This is a genomic window from Ectopseudomonas guguanensis (assembly GCF_900104265.1).
Classification (GTDB): domain Bacteria; phylum Pseudomonadota; class Gammaproteobacteria; order Pseudomonadales; family Pseudomonadaceae; genus Aquipseudomonas; species Aquipseudomonas guguanensis.
In genome coordinates this window covers 78,148-97,710 of record NZ_FNJJ01000014.1, presented here as the reverse complement: position 1 = coordinate 97,710, position 19,563 = coordinate 78,148, and the positions used below count along the sequence as shown (strand labels likewise).

Genomic DNA, 19,563 nt, shown 5'->3' with positions numbered 1-19,563 from the left:
CTTACACCTTGAACTGGTTGATCAGCCTGCGTTGCTGTTCGGCCAGCTTGGTCAGCTGGGCGCTGGCCTGGCTGGCTTCGTCGGCGCCGCCGGCCACCTCATTGGCAACCTGGCCGATGTTGGTGACGTTGCGGTTGATGTCTTCGGCTACCGCGCTCTGCTCCTCGGCTGCGCTGGCGATCTGGGTGTTCATGTCGTTGATCACCGAGACGGCCTGAGTGATGGACTCCAGCGATTGCGCAGCCTGGTTGGCATGCCCCACGCTGTCGTCGGTCTTGCTCTGGCTCTGCTCCATCACCTTGACCACTTCGCGGGTGCCCTGCTGCAGCTGCTGGATCATGTTCTGGATCTCTTCCGTGGCCTGCTGGGTCTTCTGCGCCAGGTTGCGTACCTCGTCGGCGACCACGGCGAAGCCGCGCCCCTGTTCGCCGGCGCGGGCGGCCTCGATGGCGGCGTTGAGCGCCAGCAGGTTGGTCTGCTCGGCGATGCCGCGAATGGCAACGAGGATGGCATTGATGTTCTCGCTGTCCTTGGCCAGGTTCTGCACCACGCCCACGGCGCGGCCGATCTCGCTGGCCAGTGCGGCGATGGCGGTGGAAGTCTGTTGCACCACCTGTTTGCCCTGGTTGGCCGCGCGGTCTGCGTGGTTGGCTGCTTCCGCGGCATGCGTGGCGTTGCGTGCCACATCCTGTGCGGTGGCGGTCATCTCGTGCACCGCAGTGGCCACCAGCTCGATCTCGGCCAGTTGCTTCTGCACGCCCTGGTTGGTGCGGATGGCGATGTCGGCCGTGTGCTCCGAGGAGTCGCTGACTTGCTGAACCGAGGTCACCACCGCGGCGATCATGGTTTGCAGTTTGGCCAGGAAGGCGTTGAAGCCCGCCGCGATCTGTCCCAGTTCGTCCTTGCGCTCGACCTTCAGGCGTACGGTGAGATCGCCGTCGCCCTTGGCGATATCGTCGAGCATGCCGACCATCTGCCGCAGCGGACGGGCGATGCCATAACCGACGAACCAGATCACCAGCAGGCCGAGGCCGGCGATCAGCAGGCCGACCAGGGTCATGCCCAGGGTGTCGCCCTCACGTTGCGCGGCCAGGTCGGCCTGCAACTGGTAAAGGTCAGCCATCACCGCCTTCAGCGGTAGCACCAGCATCAACACCCAGCGGGTGTCGCTCTGACCGATGTTGAAGCTGAGGAACAACTCGATATGGCTGTGCTCGGGATCGTCCTGAGCGTCGACGGAGTACAGCGGCTGGCCGGGCTGCAGCTTGCCGAGGTTGGCCACTTCGTTGGCGTCGAGCAGCACCGTTGCCGGCTCGCCGAGCTTGTCCGGCGCCTTGGTCGATGCCACCAGGCGACCATTGCTGGCGATCAGGGCAATCTCGCCAGCGCCGCCATAGAGCTGGGCGTCGGCCTTGACCAGCAGGTCCTGAATGAAATTGACCGCCAGATCGGCGCCGGCGATGCCGCGGAACTCGCCATTGACCAGAATCGGCGAGGTGAAGGAGGCGAGCATGGTCATCTTGCCGCCGACGTCATAGGGCGCCGGGTCGATCACGCAAGGGCGCTTGCGCTCCTTGGCGCAGAGGTAGTACTCGCCCTCACGCACGCCGGTGGGCAGCGGCTTCTCGCTTTCCATCGAGCCGATGGCGTCGATGCCGAGGCTGCCGTCGGCATTGCGATACCACCAGGGCAGGAAGCGGCCGGTGCCGTCATAGCCGTTTTCCTGGCTGCCTGCATAGATGTCGTCGCTGGCATCGAAGGCATTCGGCTCCCACCCCAGGTAACTGCCGAGCAGCTTGGGATTCTGCGCCGTGGTTTCATGTACCAGATTGGCCAGCTCCTCGCGGCTGATGCTGAGCAGGGGGCTGCCCTTGTCGTCGGTCATGCCGAGCATGGCGTTGACCCGCGCCAGATCGGCGGTGATCAGCAGGGGCGCTTCCAGCTCACGTTGAATTTCGCTGGCCTGCGCTTGCGCCAGTGCGTAAAGGCGCTGCTCGATGACCTGCTCCAGCAGCGCCTGGGTGCGTTGTTGCACCAGATTCTGGGTTCGTCCGCTGGCGAACAGGGCGTACAGCACCAGGGCCACGACCACCGCGAGTACGCTGGCTCCGGCAAGGAAGGCGACGGAAAACTGGATCGACTTGAACTTCATGGGAGCTCCCGGACGCAGAATGCACCTGTCACGGCCTATCGGCTGCGGCAGACCAAACCTTAATGGCCTGGTGCTGACGAACAGGCGGGTGTCGTATTCAGCAAAGATGTCGCCCGCCCATCGCGCAAGTGCTGCGGTTGCCTGTACCGAGGCGGCGACCTAGCATAGTGCGCTCGATTCAAGGAGATCGCTCGATGAGCAAGGTTCTATATCTGGGTGGCCTGGCGGCGGCCGTGCTGCTGGCAGGCTGTCAGGCCGTCAATACCACCAGCGGCGGTGCGGTTGGCGTGGAGCGCAAGCAGTACATGTTCAGCATGCTGTCAGCCGAAGAAGTCAATCGGATGTACGCGCAGTCCTATCAGCAAACGCTGAGTGAAGCGTCGAGCAAGGGCATCCTGGACAAGACCAGCAACAACGCCAAGCGCCTGCAGACCATCGCCGGGCGTCTGATTCCGCAGGCGCCGCGCTTTCGTCCGGACGCGGCCAACTGGCAGTGGGAAGTCAATCTGATCAAGAGCCCCGAGCTCAATGCCAACTGCGGCCCGGGCGGCAAGATCATTTTCTACAGCGGCATCATCGAGCAGCTCAAGCTGACCGATGACGAGATCGCCGCGATCATGGGCCATGAGATGGCGCATGCCCTGCGCGAGCACAGCCGCGAGGCGATGTCCAAGGCCTATGGTATCCAGGTGGCCAGGCAGGGGGCCGGCGCCTTGCTCGGCCTCGGCGAGAGCAGCATGGCGCTGGCCGATACCGTGGTGCAGTACAGCCTGACGCTGCCCAACAGTCGCAGTAACGAGAACGAGGCCGATCTGATCGGCCTGGAGCTGGCGGCTCGTGCCGGCTACGACCCGAACGCAGCCATCAGCCTGTGGCAGAAGATGGAAGCCGCCGGCGGTGGCGCGCCGCCCGAGTTCATGAGCACGCACCCCTCGTCCAGCAGCCGAATCGCTTCATTGCAGGCGGCGATTCCCAAGGTCATGCCACTCTACGAGCAGGCCAAGGCCGGGCGTTGATTCGCGAGGTCGAAAAAAACGGCGCGACGTGAACATCACGGCGCGCCGTTTTCGTTTCAGGGCAGGGCCGTTTCGGCCAGCGGACGGGTTTGCAGGCCCAGTTGGGCGCGGAAGCTTTCCATGTCGAACATGGTGCAGATTTCCCGAATCTCATTGCCGGGCGTCAGGCTCCAGTAAGCCATGGCCGATATGCTCAGCACCTTGTCACTGGGCGGGTAGCCCAGCGCAGGTTTCTGGATAGTGCCGATCAGCGTGCTCCAGGTCATGACCTTGTAGCCTTCGGCGACGCACTCCTCGACCACCACCTGCAGGTCCGGCATGGCGTGGCGGATGTCCTGCACCATCCGCGAGAAGCCGGCGCTGTCGAGCGGGCGGCCGATGAACGAGCTCTTGTAGAGAAAGTCGCTGCTGTGCAGCTGCTCGGCCAGTGCCAGGCGGCCCTTGTTCCAGGCAAGGTCGATATGCTGACAAACCACCTTCTTGCGATCATCCACTGACATGACGCCCTCCAGACTGCTGGCTCAAATTGCCTGACGTGCTGCGCAATTTAGCAGCAGGCGGGAGGGGGCTGGGATTGGCCGAAATGCCGCTTCGCTGGCGTCAGCGATGTGTCATAGCAGGCCGCTCAGCTTCAGCGCCTGGTAACCGGCATACACGGCCAGTGCCGCGAAGGCGCAGGCCGCCAGGCGACGAATCAGGGTCAGCGGCAGGCGCTCGGCGGCGAAGTTGCCCGCCAGTACCACTGGCACGTTGGCAATCAGCATGCCCAGCGTGGTGCCGATCACCACCAGGATGAAGTGTGGGTACTGGGCGGCCAGCATCACCGTGGCGACCTGGGTCTTGTCGCCCATTTCGGCGAGGAAGAAGGCGATCAGCGTGGTGAGGAAGGGGCCGTACTTCTTCAGGCCCGACTCTTCATCTTCATCCAGCTTGTCCGGCACCAGGGTCCAGGCCGCCACGGCGACGAAGCTGGCGGCAAGGATCCAGCTCAGGGTGGCGGGGGAGAAGAAGCCGGCGACCCAGTTACCGACAGCGCCCGCGGCGAAGTGGTTGGCCAGGGTGGCGACGACGATGCCCCAGATGATCGGCCAGGGTTTGCGAAAGCGAGCGGCCAGCAGCAGGGCGAGCAACTGGGTCTTGTCGCCAATTTCGGCGAGAGCAACGATCAGAGTGGGGACGAACAGGGATTCCAGCATCAGGTTTCCTAAAGGGGCGGGTCGACACGGCTTATGACACGAACGACCTTCCCGCCCCGGGTGAGGTTGTGCGTGTCATAGGTCTTGTCAAACCGCAGGCCTCTCTGTGAAGGCCTTGGGTCGCATGCGCCATGCTCTGCGGAGCAAGTGTGTTGACGCATGCCGGGCGAGCAGGGCGCTCGCGGGAGACTACTCCCCTAGGACGGGCGCCATTGTGCCCAAGCGTTGCGCTCGGAGCAACCCCGCTCAGCGCCGCGCGCTGTAGATGCGAAAACCCTCGGCCTCGGCCAGGGTGCGGCAGGGGCCGAGATGACGCTCGATCAGAGGCGGATACTTGAGGAAGCTGTTGGCCACCAGACGCAACTCGCCACCTTTGCCCAGATGGTGCGCCGCCTGGGTCAGCAGGTTCTCGCTGGCCTGATAGTCGGTGTGCACGCCCTGATGGAATGGCGGGTTGCTGACGATGGCGCTCAGCCCCTCGGGCGCCGATTCGATACCGCTGCCGGCGATCAGGTTGGCCGTCAGGCCATTGCGCGCGAGGGTCAGGCGGCTGCTTTCCAGGGCGAAGGCATCGACATCCAGCAGGCTCAGTTCGCTATCCGGGTAACGTCTTTTGAGCGCCGCGCCGAGCACGCCGGCGCCGCAACCGAAGTCCAGCAGGTGACCGCTCGGCAGGTCATGCAGATGCTCCAGCAGCAATGCGCTGCCGCGATCGAGCCGGCCATGAGCGAACACGCCGGGCAGGGTGACGATCTCCAGCGCGCCGTCGCTCAGTTGCAACGGGTAACACTGCGCCAGCGCATGCAGGTCGGGCACTGGCGGCGCCTGATTCACCTCCACGCACCAGAGCTGACAGTGCCTGGCGCTATCGAGTTTGCGCGGCTTGCCGTAGGCAGCCAATTGCTTCGACGCACGTTCGATGCCGCCACGTTTTTCGCCGACCAGATACAGCGGCTTGCCGGCCAGGCACGAGGCCAGGGCCTGCAGCAGGTAGTCGGTCAGCTCGCGCGACTTGGGCAGAAACAGCACGGCGGCGTGGTAGTGACCCTCTGGCATACGCGTGCCGAAGTGGCTACGACCAGCAAAGCGCGCCGCGAGCAGCGCCTGATCGCCCGCGTGCCAGTTCCAGCCGCAGGCCTGCGGCAGCGTACCGAGCAGATCGTCGGCCGGCAGGCCGGCCAGCAACAGCTCGCCTTCGAACAGCTCGGCCTGGCGCAGGAGAACTTCGCTTCGCGGGTCCATGGGGCTTCCTACAAATCTGTGATGCGTAAAGGCAAGAGGGCCGGGAGCACGAAACCGTGGCATTGCTGCCAAGGCGCAGCGCCGGCCCGTCGCTCCCGAAAAAGCTGCGCAGCTTACCCGACGACTCGCAGCGGCGCACCGGCGAAGAAGCCGGCCGCGTTCGCTGCCATCTGACCGACGATGCGCTGGCGCGCCTCCTGGCTGCCCCAGGCGCTGTGCGGCGTGATGATCAGGCGCGGGATATCGGCGGCCAGTAGCGGGTTGCCGTCCTTCGGCGGCTCCTGCGTCAGCACGTCGGTGGCAGCGCCGCCCAGATGACCGCTGCGCAGGGCATCGGCCAGTGCGTGTTCGTTCACCAGGCCGCCGCGGGCGGTGTTGATCAGGAAGGCTCGCGGTTTCATCAGCACCAGTTCCTGCGCGCCGATCAGGTTGCGCGTCTGTTCGTTGAGCGGGCAGTGCAGGGTCAGAGCGTCGATCTGTGGTAGCAGCTCGTGCAGCGGCAGACGATCGGCGCGCGGTGGGCGGCCGGGCAACTGGCCGAGCAGTACGCGCATGCCGAAAGCTTCCGCCAGGCGCGCAACAGCGCCGCCCAGTTCGCCATGGCCAAGCATGCCCAGAGTCTTGCCCTCGAGTTCGACGATGGGATGGTCGAGCAGGCAGAACTGGCTGGCCTGCTGCCAGCGGCCGGCGGCTATGTCGCGCTGGTAATCGGGCAGGCGCGTGGCCAGGGCCAGGAGCAGCATCAGCGTGTGTTGCGCCACGGACGGTGTGCCGTAGCCCTGGCAGTTGCAGACGGTCACCCCATGAGCGCTGGCGGCCTTCAGGTCGATGTTGTTGGTGCCGGTGGCAGCCACCAGCACCAGCTTCAGTTCGGGGCAGGCGGCGAAGGTGGTGGCGTCCAGCGGCACCTTGTTGCTGATGGCGACCTGGGCGCCCTGCAGGCGTTCGGCGACCTGATCCGGACGCGTGTGTGCGTGCAGGGTCAGCTCGGCGAAGGCCTGATGCAGCGGTTGCATGTCGAGGTCGCCAAGGTCGAGGGAGGCGTGGTCGAGAAACACGGCGCGTGGGCTGTTGCTCATCAGCTGTACCTTTTCGCTGGAGGGTCGCAGGAGTAGATTGGCGAGCCTACCAGACCTTCACCGTCGCTGCGGAGCCGCCATGTACTGGACCGAATTTCTCACCGTTGCCCTGATTCATCTGCTGGCAGTGGCCAGCCCCGGGCCTGATTTCGCCATTGTCGTGCGCGAAAGCGTCGGTTATGGCCGCCGTGCCGGGCTGTTCACCGCTTTCGGGGTGGGCACCGGCATTCTGGTGCACGTGACCTATTCGCTGCTCGGCATCGGCCTGATCGTTTCGCAGTCCATCGTGCTGTTCAACGCGCTGAAATGGCTGGCAGCCGCCTACCTGCTGTATATCGGCATCAAGGCGCTGCGTGCGCGTCCGGCCGATCCGGCAGGCGCCGAGCTGAACCTGGCGGCCGGTGAGCGCAGTGGCCGTGGCGCCTTCGTCACGGGGTTCATCACCAATGGCCTTAACCCCAAGGCGACACTGTTCTTTCTGTCGCTGTTCACCGTGGTGATAAATCCGCATACCCCGGTGGCGGTGCAGGCCGGTTACGGCCTCTATCTGGCCCTGGCCACCGCGTTCTGGTTCTGCCTGGTGGCCTGGCTGTTCAGCCAGCAGCGCGTACGCGCCGGTTTCGCCCGCATGGGACACTGGTTCGATCGGCTGATGGGCACGGTGCTAGTGGGTATCGGCGTGAAGCTGGCGTTGACCGAGATGCGCTAACGAAAGAGCCCCGCGACTGCGGGGCTCTTGGCTGATGGGCTGGCTTACAGCAGTTCGATCGCCACCGCGGTGGCTTCGCCGCCACCGATGCACAGCGAGGCGATACCGCGCTTGCCGCCTTTCTTCTGCAGGGCATTGATCAGGGTCAGGATGATCCGCGAGCCGGTGGAGCCGACCGGGTGCCCCTGGGCGCAGGCGCCACCGAAGACGTTGACCTTGGTGTGATCCAGGCCGTGCTCGCGCATGGCCAGCATGGTCACCATGGCGAAGGCTTCGTTGATCTCGAACAGGTCGACCTCGTCCTTGTTCCAGCCGGTCTTCTTCAGCAGGTTGCTCATGGCGCCGATGGGGGCCAGGGTGAACTCGCTCGGGTCCTGACTCTGGGTGGCGTGCGCAACCACCCGGGCCAGCGGCTTGAGGCCGCGTTTGGCGGCTTCCTCGGCAGTCATCAGCAGCAGGGCGCTGGCGCCATCGGAGATCGAGCTGGCGTTGGCGGCGGTGATGGTGCCGTCTTTCCTGAAGGCGGGTTTGAGCGCAGGAATCTTGTCCAGATTGGCCGTCAGCGGCTGCTCGTCATCCTTGACCAGCACCTCGCCCTTGCGCGAGGTAACGGTGATCGGAACGATCTCTGCCTCCAGCGAGCCGTCCTGGATCGCTGCCTGGGCACGCTTGAGCGACTCAATGGCATAGGCGTCCATTTCCTCGCGGGTGATGCCGTACTTGTCGGCCGTTTCCTGGGCGAAGGAGCCCATCAGGCGGCCGGTGCGCGCGTCTTCCAGGCCGTCGAGGAACATGTGGTCCTTGATCTCGCCATGGCCCATGCGCAGGCCGGTACGGGCCTTTTCCAGCACATAGGGGGCGTTGGACATGCTTTCCATGCCGCCGGCGATCATCACCTGGTTGCTGCCGGCCTTCAGCGAGTCGAAGGCCATCATCACCGCCTTCATGCCCGAGCCGCACAGCTTGTTGATGGTGGTGCAGCCGGTGGCACTAGGCAGGCCGGCATTGAGCGACGCCTGGCGCGCCGGGCCTTGCTTGAGGCCGGCGGGCAGCACGCAGCCCATGATCACTTCCTGCACCTCGGCCGGCTCGATACCGGCGCGCTTGACCGCTTCACGGATGGCAGCAGCGCCCAGGTCGACGGCCGCTACGCTGGCCAGGCTGCCTTGAAAGCCGCCCATGGGGGTACGGGCGCCGCTGACGATGACGATATCGGACATGGTGTTACCTCGAACGAAAGAGTGGCTCGGTGCAGGCTTTTTTCAGAACTGCCTGGTTGTCTCGATTCTAACCGGTGACCAGAAGTGGCCATAGGGTCACGTTGCAAATCATTCTTTGGGCTGATTTCGCTGTGCAGGCGCCGCTCTAGAGTCGCTGCATCATAAATCCTGGCGTGCCCAAGGTGACTTCATGCTGCAGACCCGACTGATCCCTTCCGCTACCAATGCCCACGCTTATCCGCTGCTGATCAAGCACCTGCTGCTGTCCGGCAGCCGCTACGAGAAGACCCGCGAAATCGTCTATCGCGACAAGCTGCGTTACAGCTACGCCACCTTCAACGAGCGCGTCGCCCGTCTGGCCAACGTGCTCAGCGAGGCTGGGGTCAAGGCCGGCGATACCGTGGCGGTGATGGATTGGGACAGCCACCGCTATCTGGAATGCATGTTCGCCATTCCCATGCTCGGCGCGGTGCTGCACACCATCAACATTCGCCTGTCGCCGGACCAGATTCTCTACACCATGAACCATGCCGAGGACCGCTTCGTGCTGGTCAACAGCGAATTCGTGCCGCTGTACAACGGCATCGCCGGGCAACTGACCACCGTCGAGAAGACCCTGCTGCTCACCGATGGCGAGAGCAGGAGCGCCGACCTGCCGAACCTCGTCGGTGAGTACGAGAGCCTGCTGGCGGCGGCCAGCGCGCATTACGACTTCGCCGACTTCGACGAGAACTCGGTCGCCACCACCTTCTATACCACCGGCACCACCGGCAATCCCAAGGGCGTGTACTTCACCCACCGGCAACTGGTGCTGCACACCCTGTCGATGGCGACCACCATGGGCGGCCTGGACAGCATCCGTCTGCTGGGCAACGACGATGTCTACATGCCCATCACGCCGATGTTCCACGTGCACGCCTGGGGCGTGCCGTACGTGGCCACCATGCTCGGGGTCAAGCAGGTGTACCCGGGGCGCTACGAGCCGGACATGCTCTGCCGGCTGATCAAGGAGGAGAAGGTCAGCTTCTCCCACTGCGTACCGACCATCCTGCAGATGGTGCTCAATGCCGAAGGGGCGCAGGGCCACGACTTCGGCGGCATGAAGATGATCATCGGCGGCAGCGCGCTGAACCGTTCGCTGTACGAGGCGGCCAAGGCGCGCGGCATCCAGCTCACTGCCGCCTACGGCATGTCTGAAACCTGTCCGCTGATTTCCTGCGCCTACCTCAACGAGGAGCTGCGCGCCGGCGGCGAGGACGAGCGCACCACCTACCGGATCAAGGCCGGCATTCCGGTGCCGCTGGTAGAGGCGGCGATCATGGATGCGGACGGCAAGCTGCTGCCCAGTGACGGCGAGTCGCAGGGCGAACTGGTGCTGCGCGCGCCCTGGCTGACGCAGGGCTATTTCCGCGAGCCGGAGAAGGGCGAGGAATTGTGGACCCACGGCTGGCTGCATACCGGCGATGTCGCGACCATCGATGGCATGGGCTTCATCGAGATTCGTGATCGCATCAAGGATGTGATCAAGACCGGCGGCGAATGGATTTCTTCCCTGGAGCTGGAGGACCTGATCAGCCGGCACCCGGCCGTGCGTGAAGTGGCCGTGGTCGGCGTGCCGGACCCGCAGTGGGGGGAACGCCCGTTCGCGCTCCTAGTGTTGCGCGACGAGCACGGGCTGGATGCCAAGGGCCTGAAGGAGCACCTCAAACCCTTCGTCGAGCAGGGCCACATCAACAAGTGGGCGATTCCCACGCAGATCGCGCTTGTTACTGAAATTCCCAAGACCAGTGTCGGCAAACTGGACAAGAAGCGCATCCGCGTGGAAATCGCCCAGTGGCAGGAGGCTGGCAGCGCATTCCTGTCCACGCTGTGAGGTGCGAATTGACTGGGCGGTGAAAGTGACCGCTCAGTCAAACAAGCGTTTGGCTTGCTAATTGCTGTTTCACGTCCATGCTTGGCTAGGGGCAGGGTCTGAAACCTGCGAGCCAGAGTGGCTGGGGGCTGCAAATCACACTTTCGAGGGATCAAGCAGTACCACCTGCTGGCTATAGTCCAAGCATCCATAACAAAAAACACATGGAGTAGCGTCGATGACAAAAACAACACCCTACTGGCGCCTGGCAAAACTGCCGCTGGCCGTCAGCCTCGCTTCCACCCTTGCCGCTCCGGCTTTCGGCGTCACTTTCAATATCGGTGAAATCGAAGGGCAGTTCGATTCGTCTCTGTCCGTAGGTGCCAGTTGGTCGACCTCCAAGGCAGACAAGGACCTGATTGGCAGGAACAACGGTGGCGATGGTCTCTCGCAGACTTCCGATGACTCGAAGCTCAATTTCAAACGTGGTGAAACCTTTTCCAAGATCTTCAAGGGTATTCACGACCTCGAGCTCAAGTACGGTGACACCGGCGTATTCGTTCGCGGCAAGTACTGGTACGACTTCGAGCTGAAGGATGAGAGCCGTCTGTTCAAGGACATTGATGACAGCAATCGCAAGGAGGGTGCGAAGGCATCCGGCGCGGAGTTACTGGACGCCTTCGTCTATCACAACTACGCCATTGGTAATCAACCCGGTTCGGTACGCCTGGGCAAGCAGGTGGTCAGTTGGGGTGAAAGCACGTTCATCCAGAACAGCATCAACGCCATCAACCCGGTAGATGCCGCTGCCTTCCGTCGGCCTGGCGCAGAAATCAAAGAGGGTTTGATTCCGGTCAACATGTTCTACGTGGCGCAGAGTCTGACCGACAACCTCTCCATGGAGACGTTCTATCAACTGGAGTGGGATCAGACGGTCGTAGACAACTGCGGTACTTTCTTCGCCCAGCCTGACATCGTTGCTGATGGCTGTGATAACAACCTGGCTGTTCTTACGAACCCTGGCGCAGGCACGCTGGCATTTCTCAACTCGACCTTTGCACCTGTTCCGGGTTTCCGGCCAATCACGGGGACCAGCGAAGGCATCATTGTTCCGCGTAGCGGTGATCGCGACGCGCGCGATAGCGGCCAATGGGGTCTGGCCTTCCGCTACATGTTCGAGCCGCTGGACACCGAGTTCGGTGCCTACTTCATCAACTACCATAGTCGTACGCCGATTTTCAGCGCCACGGCGGCACCTAACAGTGTCTACACAGTCGCTCCGGGGGCGGGTGCTGCAGCTCCCCTTGTTATTGCGGCAAACTCGAATTATTTCATGGAGTACCCCGAGGATATCCGTCTTTACGGGTTGAGCTTTTCCACCACCTTGCCCACCGGTACGGCGTGGTCGGGTGAGTTGAGTTATCGGCCGAATGCTCCGGTTCAAATCAACTCCACTGACATTCTCTATGGCGGCGTCAAGTTGCTGGGTGGCGCATTTGCCAATGCCTCCTTGGCCAACGGTGCGCGTGGAGAGGATCTGCATGGTTATAACCGCAAGGAAATCACTCAGTTCCAGACCACATTCACACACTTCTTCGATCAGGTGATGGGGGCCTCGCGTCTGACCTTGGTTGGTGAGATCGGTGTCGTGCACATTGGCGGCCTGGAAAGTAGCGACAAGGTTCGTTACGGCCGTGATCCTAGCTACGGTCCGGGCCCGCTGCCTCCCACTCAGGTAGCGCCTGGCGTGTTCCGCGAGACGTGCTCGCAGATCCTCAACGGCAACACCGGCAAGAATGTGAGTCGCTTCTGCGAGGATGATGGCTTCGCTACCAGTACTGCATGGGGCTATCGCGCCCGTGCTATCTGGGACTACCCGAACGCTATTGTCGGTGTGAATCTGCGTCCAAGCGTGTCCTGGTCTCACGACGTTGACGGTTACGGTCCGAATGGCTTGTTTACCGAGGGGGCTAAGGCAGTCAGCCTGGGTCTGGATGGCGACTATCAGAATACCTACACCGCTAGCCTTTCCTACACCAACTTCTTCGACGGCAAGTACAACACCTCCGTTGACCGCGACTTCGTTGCGCTCAGCTTCGGTATGAACTTCTAAGCGGTCAGGAATTTCGAGGAATCATGATGCAAATGAAAACAACAAAAAAACTGTGGCAAAGCGGTGTCCTGACCCTGTCTCTGCTGGCGACCAGCGTGATGGCGGCAGTGTCGCCCGATGAAGCGGCGAAACTGGGCAATAGCCTGACTCCGGTCGGTGCCGAAATGGCGGGCAATGCCGATGGTTCGATTCCAGCCTGGACCGGCGGCCTGCCGGCCAACGCGGGCAGTGTGGACGGCAAGGGCTTCCTGTCCGACCCGTTCGCCAACGAGCAGCCGCTGTTCACCATCACCGCGCAGAACGTCGAGCAGTACAAGGACAAGCTGACCCCCGGCCAGCTGGCGATGTTCAAGCGCTATCCGGAAAGCTACAAGATGCCGGTCTACCCGACCCACCGTTCGGCCAGCCTGCCGGCTTCGGTGCTCGAGGCGACCAAGCAGAACGCGGTCAACACCCGTATGGTCGAGGGCGGTAACGGGCTGGAGAACTTCAAGACTGCCAACCCCTTCCCGATCCCGCAGAACGGCCTGGAAGCGATCTGGAACCACATCACCCGCTACCGCGGTGGCAGCGTGCGTCGTCTGGTGACCCAGGCGACTCCGCAGCCTAACGGTTCCTACTCGCTGGTCTACTTCCAGGACGAGTTCACCTTCCGCGACGCGCTGACCGACTTCGATCCGAGCAAGGAAAGCAACGTACTGTTCTACTTCAAGCAGCGCGTGACCGCTCCTTCGCGTCTGGCCGGTAACGTGCTGCTGGTGCACGAAACCCTCAACCAGGTGAAGGAGCCGCGCCTGGCGTGGCTGTACAACGCCGGTCAACGTCGTGTGCGTCGTGCGCCGCAGGTGTCCTACGACGGTCCGGGTACCGCGGCCGACGGTCTGCGTACCTCCGACAACTTCGACATGTACAACGGTGCGCCGGATCGTTACGACTGGAAGCTCAACGGCAAGAAGGAGATCTACATCCCCTACAACGCCTACAAGCTCGATTCGCCGAACCTGAAGTACTCCGACATCATCAAGGCCGGCCACATCAACCAGGACCTGACTCGTTACGAGCTGCACCGCGTCTGGCACGTGACCGCGACCCTGAAGTCGGGCGAGCGCCACATCTACGCCAAGCGTGACTTCTTCATCGACGAGGATACCTGGCAGGCCGCACTGATCGACCACTACGACGGTCGCGGTACCCTGTGGCGCGTAGCCGAGGCGCACGCCCAGTACTACTACGACAAGCAGGTGCCCTGGTACACCCTGGAGTCTCTCTATGACCTGCTGTCCGGGCGTTACCTGGCCCTGGGGATGAAGAACGAGGAGAAACAGGCCTACGACTTCAACTACAAGGCTGCCAGCAGCGACTACACCCCTGCTGCTCTGCGTCAGGCCGGCGTTCGCTGATGCCTGCCCCGCGCAACGCGACGAAGCCGGCCTTGTGCCGGCTTTTTCGTTACGGACTGTAGCGGGTGCTTCAAATGGCCATTGCAAGTCGCTAGGCTGAGTCGGGATCGAGCCCGCTCATGCACTCAGAAGACTTCCAAGAATAGGCCGATGACAGACCTTTCCCGTTCGTCAGCTTTTCCCTACACGCCGGCCACGCCGGTGGAAGCGCGTTTCTATCGCCCGCCACTGCCGGCAGGGCACATGCCGCGGCCCCGATTGTGCGAGCGTCTGGAGGAAGGTCTGCAGGGGCGCTTGCTGCTGGTCAGCGCGCCGGCCGGCTTCGGCAAGAGTTCCCTGGCCATCGAGTTCTGCGAACGGCTGCCCGAGCACTGGCACAGCCTCTGGCTCGGCCTGAGCGAGCGTGATCGCGACCCCGGGCGTTTTCTCGAGCGCCTGTTGCAGGGGCTGCAGCAGTTCCATCCGGGCCTTGGCGAGGAAGCCCTCGGCCTGCTGAAGATGCGCCAGCGCCACCAGCCCTTCGCCTTCGAGCAATGGCTCGACGGCCTGCTCGACGAGCTGACGCAGCGACTCGACGATGGCCAGCCGCTGTTGCTGGTGCTGGACGACTACCATCTGGCGCAGGGGCCGGTGCTCGATCGTTGCCTGCAATTCTTTCTCAATCACCTGCCGCCTGGCGTGCTGCTGCTGGTCACCAGTCGGCAGCGGCCGGACTGGCATCTGGCGCGTCTGCGCCTGTCGCGGCAACTGCTCGAGCTCAACGAACAGGACCTGCGCCTGACGGCGGGCGAGCTGGACGCGTTGCTGGCGAGTCAGGGCGCGCACCTCGAGCGGCAGCAGGTCGCCGGAATCCTGCAGCGCAGCGAGGGCTGGATCGCGGGCTTGCGCCTGTGGCTGCTGGCGATGGAAGAACTGGCGGAGGCCGGCGAGGGGCTGCAGCTGCACGGCGGTGAGAGGCTGATTCGCGAGTACCTGCTCGAGGAGGTCATCGAACGGCAGCCGGCCGAGGTGCAGCAGTTTCTCTATGACACCGCCTGCCTGGAGCGCTTCTGCGCCGAGCTGTGCGATGCGGTTCGTGACAGCCATGACAGCGCCGCAATCATCCGCCAGCTGCAGGCCAACCAGGTGTTTCTGGTGCCGCTTGACGAGCAGGGGCGCTGGTTTCGCTACCATCACCTGTTTTCCGACCTGCTCAATGCGCGGCCAGCCGATGGGTTGAGTCGCTCGCGCGGCAGCACTCACCTGCGCGCCTGTCGCTGGTTCGCGGCGCAGGGCATGCTGGATGCCGCCATCGAGCAGGCCTTGCTGGCCGGGCAGGCCGATGTCGCGGCGAGTCTGGTGCAGAACCTTTCCGAAGAGCAGATGCTGGCCGAGCAGAACGTCGCCATGCTGCTGCGCTGGAAGACCAACCTGCCGGATGACCTGCTGGCCAGCACGCCGCGGCTGATCATGCTATACGGCTGGGCGCTGGCGCTGGCCTGTCAGCTGGACGCCGCGCAGGAGCTGCTCGATCAGCTCGGCCGCTTCCTGCCGGCAGCCGACCCGCTCAGCCAGCGCAGCCTGCTGGCGCAGTGGCAGGCGCTCGATGGGGTGATCGCTCGCGGGCGTGGCGATGGCGCACGTGCCGAGCAGCAGTGCAGCGAGGCATTGACCGGTTTGCCGGCCGAGCGCTACGGCCCGCATTTCATGTGCCTGTCGGCGCTGTCCAACCTGGCCATGGTGCGCGGCGACCTGTGGCGCGCACGCGGACTGAACCGCGACGCGCTGGAGCTGGCCCAGCGTATCGACAATCCCCTGTTCGAGGCGCTGGCTCACTACGAACGCGCCCGCGTACTGCAAGGGCGCGGCGAGGTGCAGCGGGCGCAGGAGGAAGTGCATCACGGCTTGCAGCTGGTGCAACGCTTGCCGGCGCAGCGCAGCTACTCGGTGCGGGCGCGGCTGACCATCTATGACGGCTACCTGCTCAGCCTGCGCCTGCAGCCCGGGGCCGTCGAGCGTTTGCGCACCGGTGTCGCCGAGGCCAGGGCCTGCCGCGATGTCGGTGCACTGATCGGTTACTGCGTGTTGGCCAGCCTGGAAGGACGGGAAGGGCGCTGCGCCGAGGCGTTCGCCCTGCTTGGCGAGGCCGAGCGCCTGATGCATGTCTGGGACGTACCGGCGATCTACTACCTGGCGATGATCACGCTGATGAAATGCGAGCTGTGGTTGCGTCAGGGCCAGGTCGAACTGGCTGCCGCCTGGCTGCCGCAACTGGCGGAAACCTACGGCGAGGGGCGTGCGCTGGCGCCGGAGTTCCATCCGCAGCTGGCGCTGCACATCGATCTGCAGCAGGCTGCACTCGAACGTCTGCAGGGCGGTTCGGAAAATGCCGAACGGCGCCTGCGTGCCTTGCAGCAGCGCGCCCAGGGGCTGGGTGGTCAACTGGTCAGCCTGGCGGCGCAGGCGCAGCTTGCCCAGTTGCTGAAGCAGACCGGGCGCGCGCGCGAGGCGCGTCAACAGCTCGATGGCTGTCTGGATCTCGCGCAGGGCGGTGCGCTGCTGCCGTTCATCGAGCTGGTGCAGCATCAGCCGCAGTGGCTGCGTGAGTGCCTGCAGGAGCGTGCCTCGTCCTGTCTGGTTCGTGATGCCCTACTCGCACTGCTGCCGGCGCAGCAGCACAGTGCCGAGTCGTCCGAAGCCGAGCCGGGGCCACTGACCGAAAAGCTCAGCGGCCGCGAGCTGGCCGTGCTGCAGCTGATCGCCCGTGGTTGTTCGAACCAGGAGATCAGCGAGCGCCTGTTCATCTCCCTGCACACGGTCAAGACCCACGCCCGGCACATCAACAGCAAGCTCGGCGTCGAACGGCGCACCCAGGCCGTCGCGCGTGCCAAGGGGCTCGGGCTATTGCGCTGAGGTCGGCGCCGAGAGGTCCAGTGTGGGGGCCTTGACCGCTGGTTTCACGGGTTGCGCCAGTTTTGCCTGCACGTCCTGATGAATCATCTGCAGCACCGGCAGCAGGGCGGCCATGTCCTGGCCGACCTGCGGGTAACGATGGCCGGTGCTGAGCTCCTCGATACGTGCCAGCAGCTGAGCCTGCACCTCGGCAGGCAGGTGGACGAACAATTCCGGTAATTGCTGGCTCAGCTCGGCGCTGTACAGCAGCAGTTCGTCGCGGCCGAAGGCCTGGGTCAATTCCAGATAATCCAGCGCGCTGCCGCTGAGCATGGCGGCGGCGGCCTTGGTTTCCTGCAGGCCCTGCAGACGAACCGGATTGCTCTGCTCGCCTTGCGACAGTGTCATCCAGAACTCGGTGGTGAGGGTGAACAGAATGGCCTGCTGGCGCAGCGAATAGGTCATCAGACCAAGCGCCTCGGCGGCATAGGGCTGCTGCTTGGCGCGGAAGTCGAAATACAGGCGCATCAGCTCCTTGAGTTCGAACAGCACCTCGCGCGCCTCGTTCTGGCGCAGTTCCAGCGGAGCATAGATGTTCAGCTGCGGGCGGAAGTTTTCCGGCGAAACCATGCGCTGATAGATCGGCCCGGTGAATTCGCCGCTGCGTCGCGGCAGCGCATTGGCCTGGCTGCTGTCGACCTTTTCCAGGGCGTCGCGCAGTTGTCGGTAGTCGCTGCTGCGCCAGGGTTTGTGGATGTCCGGAATGCGCTGGCCGAGGTAGAACAGCTCGGCTGCGCCAAGCGGCGGCAGCCAGACCAGCAAAAGGATGGCCAGCGGCCAGAGCAGGCGACGTGCTAGGGTGGGCGACACGATGAACATCCGCGGCAAGAGGCGGCTCCAGAGTACTCAGCTGGGGGCGTCACGTCACCCGCGCCTTGGTTGGGAAAGCTGCATGGACGAGTTGGCCGGGCACGGTGCGATACGGGCGGTTTTCGAGGATCTGGGCGGTTACGGCGCGCTCGCCTCGCAACAGGGCGCAGCCGGTGACGGGCCGCTGGTTGGCCATCTGCAGCGCACCAACATTCAGCTTGCGGCCATCGGCGTGTTCGCTCGCAAGGGGCTGGAGCAGGCAACGGTGAATGATCTGCTCGACGCTGCGCAGGTATCGCGGCGTACCTTCTACAAGTATTTCGCCAACAAGATGGAGGTGCTCGAAGGCATCTACCAGACCTCGGTGATGTTGCTGCTCGCGCGCTTTCGCGAGATGCAGCAGGTCGCCGGCAGTCCGCAGGAATGGTTGCGGGCGATGGTCGGGCGCTTCTTCGACTATCACCTGGCCGTCGGGCCGATCATCCGCCTGATGCAGGAAGAGGCCTTGCGCGCGCAATCGCCGCTGGCCGCCCACCGTCAGCGCGCGCATCAGGAGATGCTGCGCCTGCTGGTGGAACGCCTCGAGCCGGAGCTTGCGCCGCGTGATCCGCTGGTTTACCAGGCGCTGATCTGGGCGCTCGAAGCGGCTTCTCTCGACCTGCTTGGGCGAAGCGCCAGCCGTCAGGAAATCGAGCAGGCCAAGACGGTGCTGGGGGATCTGCTGATCGCCTCGTTGTGCCCGCGTGCATAGGCGGGGCGGCCTCGTCGTCCGAACAGTCCCAAGGTTGGGCGCTGATCTGCGGCGCTGCATGCTTTGATGCGCGATACCTACAACAAGAACCGAGGTATCCCGCATGACCGCCAACAGCCTGTCACTGCAACCGCCGCTGGCTGCCGGTTTCGCCCGCTTGGGTTTCGGTGCGCTGCCGCTGGAGCGCCTCAAGGCGCGTTACGGCAATGCCGCCGATGGCTCCCGCTACGTCGAGCTCGATGGCTTCAACATCCACTATCGCGATGAAGGCAGTCGCGACAAACCTGCGCTGGTGATGATCCACGGCGTGGTGGCCTCGCTGCACACCTGGGACGGCTGGGTGCAGGCGTTCGCCTCCGATTACCGCATCATTCGCTTCGATGTCCCCGGCTTCGGTCTGACCGGCCCTGCGCGCGACGGCAAGTACTCGGCCGAACGCATGATTCGCGTGCTCGGCCTGCTGCTCGATTACCTGCAGGTGGGCAAGGCCGATATCGCCGGCAACTCCCTCGGCGGCTATATCGCCTGGAACTTCGCCCTGGCGCAGCCGCAGCGCGTCGGCAAACTGGTTCTGGTCGATCCGGCCGGCTACCCCATGCACAAGGTGCCGTGGATGATCGCCGCCGCTGCGCTGCCCGGTGCGACCATCGCCATGCCGATGTGGATGCCGCGCGCGTTGATCGCCCAGGGCATCAAGGAGGTTTACGGCGAACCGGGGCGGATCAAGCCGGGGGTGGTCGATCGCTACTACGACCTGTCGCGGCGTCCGGGTAACCGCCGCAGCATGATGGACATCTTCCGCGTGCTGCTGAAGGTCAACAAGGAGGAGCTCCATGCGACGCCCTCGCGGGTCGCGCAGATTCAGGCGCCCACCCTGCTGATGTGGGGCGAGCATGATCGCTGGATTTCACCGAAGCACGTGCCACTGTGGCAGCGTGATCTGCCGGGGCTTCAGGTCAAGGTCTATCCAGGTGTCGGGCATATCCCGATGGAAGAAATTCCCGAGCAGAGCGCAGCCGACGCGATGAAGTTCCTGCGTGGCTGAGAGCAGCACATGCTCCTAAAGAGAGGCATGAAAAAGCCCGGACAGGT

15 protein-coding genes and 1 riboswitch are annotated in these 19,563 nt (G+C 63.9%); of the genes, 8 read left to right on the top strand and 7 right to left on the bottom strand.

Going from position 1 to position 19,563, the window contains the following annotated elements:
- Position 1: 1 nt before the first annotated feature.
- Positions 2 to 2,152, bottom strand: a complete 2,151-nt coding sequence (locus BLS61_RS19375) for a methyl-accepting chemotaxis protein (RefSeq protein WP_090433598.1) — start codon at positions 2,150 to 2,152, stop codon at positions 2 to 4.
- 194 nt (positions 2,153 to 2,346) lie between these two features.
- Between BLS61_RS19375 and BLS61_RS19370 the strand changes: the two genes are divergently transcribed.
- On the top strand, positions 2,347 to 3,168 hold the full coding sequence (locus tag BLS61_RS19370; RefSeq protein ID WP_090433596.1) for a M48 family metallopeptidase: 822 nt from the start codon (positions 2,347 to 2,349) through the stop codon (positions 3,166 to 3,168).
- Between the two features lie 56 nt (positions 3,169 to 3,224).
- On the opposite strand, the gene BLS61_RS19365 is transcribed toward BLS61_RS19370, so the two are convergent.
- From BLS61_RS19365 to BLS61_RS19350, 4 genes are all read right to left on the bottom strand, one after another.
- Positions 3,225 to 3,668 carry a ketosteroid isomerase-related protein gene (locus BLS61_RS19365; protein WP_090433594.1) on the bottom strand — a complete coding sequence of 148 codons (444 nt, stop codon included), beginning with the start codon at positions 3,666 to 3,668 and terminating at the stop codon, positions 3,225 to 3,227.
- Positions 3,669 to 3,779: 111 nt separating this feature from the next.
- Positions 3,780 to 4,361, bottom strand: coding sequence for a TMEM165/GDT1 family protein (locus BLS61_RS19360; protein ID WP_090433735.1), 582 nt, complete (start codon positions 4,359 to 4,361; stop codon positions 3,780 to 3,782).
- Positions 4,362 to 4,453: 92 nt separating this feature from the next.
- Positions 4,454 to 4,574: riboswitch (yybP-ykoY riboswitch) on the bottom strand.
- A gap of 36 nt (positions 4,575 to 4,610) precedes the next feature.
- Positions 4,611 to 5,606, bottom strand: coding sequence for a methyltransferase (locus tag BLS61_RS19355; protein WP_090433592.1), 996 nt, complete (start codon positions 5,604 to 5,606; stop codon positions 4,611 to 4,613).
- 113 nt (positions 5,607 to 5,719) lie between these two features.
- Positions 5,720 to 6,685, bottom strand: a complete 966-nt coding sequence (locus BLS61_RS19350; protein ID WP_090433590.1) for a 2-hydroxyacid dehydrogenase — start codon at positions 6,683 to 6,685, stop codon at positions 5,720 to 5,722.
- Positions 6,686 to 6,764: 79 nt separating this feature from the next.
- On the opposite strand from BLS61_RS19350, the gene BLS61_RS19345 reads away from it, so the two are divergent.
- Positions 6,765 to 7,394, top strand: a complete 630-nt coding sequence (locus tag BLS61_RS19345; protein ID WP_090433588.1) for a LysE family translocator — start codon at positions 6,765 to 6,767, stop codon at positions 7,392 to 7,394.
- 44 nt (positions 7,395 to 7,438) lie between these two features.
- Here BLS61_RS19345 and BLS61_RS19340 read toward each other — a convergent pair whose 3' ends face one another.
- Positions 7,439 to 8,614: a thiolase family protein gene (locus BLS61_RS19340; protein ID WP_090433586.1), complete on the bottom strand. Its 1,176-nt coding sequence runs from the start codon at positions 8,612 to 8,614 to the stop codon at positions 7,439 to 7,441.
- A gap of 190 nt (positions 8,615 to 8,804) precedes the next feature.
- On the opposite strand from BLS61_RS19340, the gene BLS61_RS19335 reads away from it, so the two are divergent.
- The 4 genes from BLS61_RS19335 (at position 8,805) to BLS61_RS19320 (ending at position 16,871) form a co-directional block, all read left to right on the top strand.
- Positions 8,805 to 10,487 carry a fatty acid--CoA ligase gene (locus tag BLS61_RS19335; RefSeq protein WP_090433585.1) on the top strand — a complete coding sequence of 561 codons (1,683 nt, stop codon included), beginning with the start codon at positions 8,805 to 8,807 and terminating at the stop codon, positions 10,485 to 10,487.
- Between the two features lie 217 nt (positions 10,488 to 10,704).
- The gene (locus tag BLS61_RS19330; RefSeq protein WP_090433583.1) at positions 10,705 to 12,579 is read left to right on the top strand and encodes a DUF1302 domain-containing protein; all 1,875 of its coding nucleotides are present in this window, start codon (positions 10,705 to 10,707) and stop codon (positions 12,577 to 12,579) included.
- A 32-nt stretch (positions 12,580 to 12,611) separates the two neighbouring features.
- Positions 12,612 to 13,979: a DUF1329 domain-containing protein gene (locus BLS61_RS19325; protein ID WP_090433733.1), complete on the top strand. Its 1,368-nt coding sequence runs from the start codon at positions 12,612 to 12,614 to the stop codon at positions 13,977 to 13,979.
- Between the two features lie 150 nt (positions 13,980 to 14,129).
- Positions 14,130 to 16,871 carry a winged helix-turn-helix domain-containing protein gene (locus BLS61_RS19320; protein ID WP_090433581.1) on the top strand — a complete coding sequence of 914 codons (2,742 nt, stop codon included), beginning with the start codon at positions 14,130 to 14,132 and terminating at the stop codon, positions 16,869 to 16,871.
- On the opposite strand, the gene BLS61_RS19315 is transcribed toward BLS61_RS19320, so the two are convergent.
- On the bottom strand, positions 16,860 to 17,729 hold the full coding sequence (locus tag BLS61_RS19315) for a hypothetical protein (RefSeq protein WP_208598827.1): 870 nt from the start codon (positions 17,727 to 17,729) through the stop codon (positions 16,860 to 16,862). The two genes, BLS61_RS19320 and BLS61_RS19315, sit on opposite strands and share 12 nt — an antisense overlap.
- Positions 17,730 to 17,802: 73 nt before the next feature.
- Between BLS61_RS19315 and BLS61_RS19310 the strand changes: the two genes are divergently transcribed.
- Together BLS61_RS19310 and BLS61_RS19305 are read left to right on the top strand one after the other, a co-directional pair.
- A complete protein-coding gene (locus BLS61_RS19310) occupies positions 17,803 to 18,471 on the top strand; it encodes a TetR/AcrR family transcriptional regulator (protein ID WP_090433580.1) in 669 nt (222 codons plus the stop codon).
- A gap of 103 nt (positions 18,472 to 18,574) precedes the next feature.
- Positions 18,575 to 19,516: an alpha/beta fold hydrolase gene (locus BLS61_RS19305; RefSeq protein WP_090433579.1), complete on the top strand. Its 942-nt coding sequence runs from the start codon at positions 18,575 to 18,577 to the stop codon at positions 19,514 to 19,516.
- Positions 19,517 to 19,563: the final 47 nt, after the last annotated feature.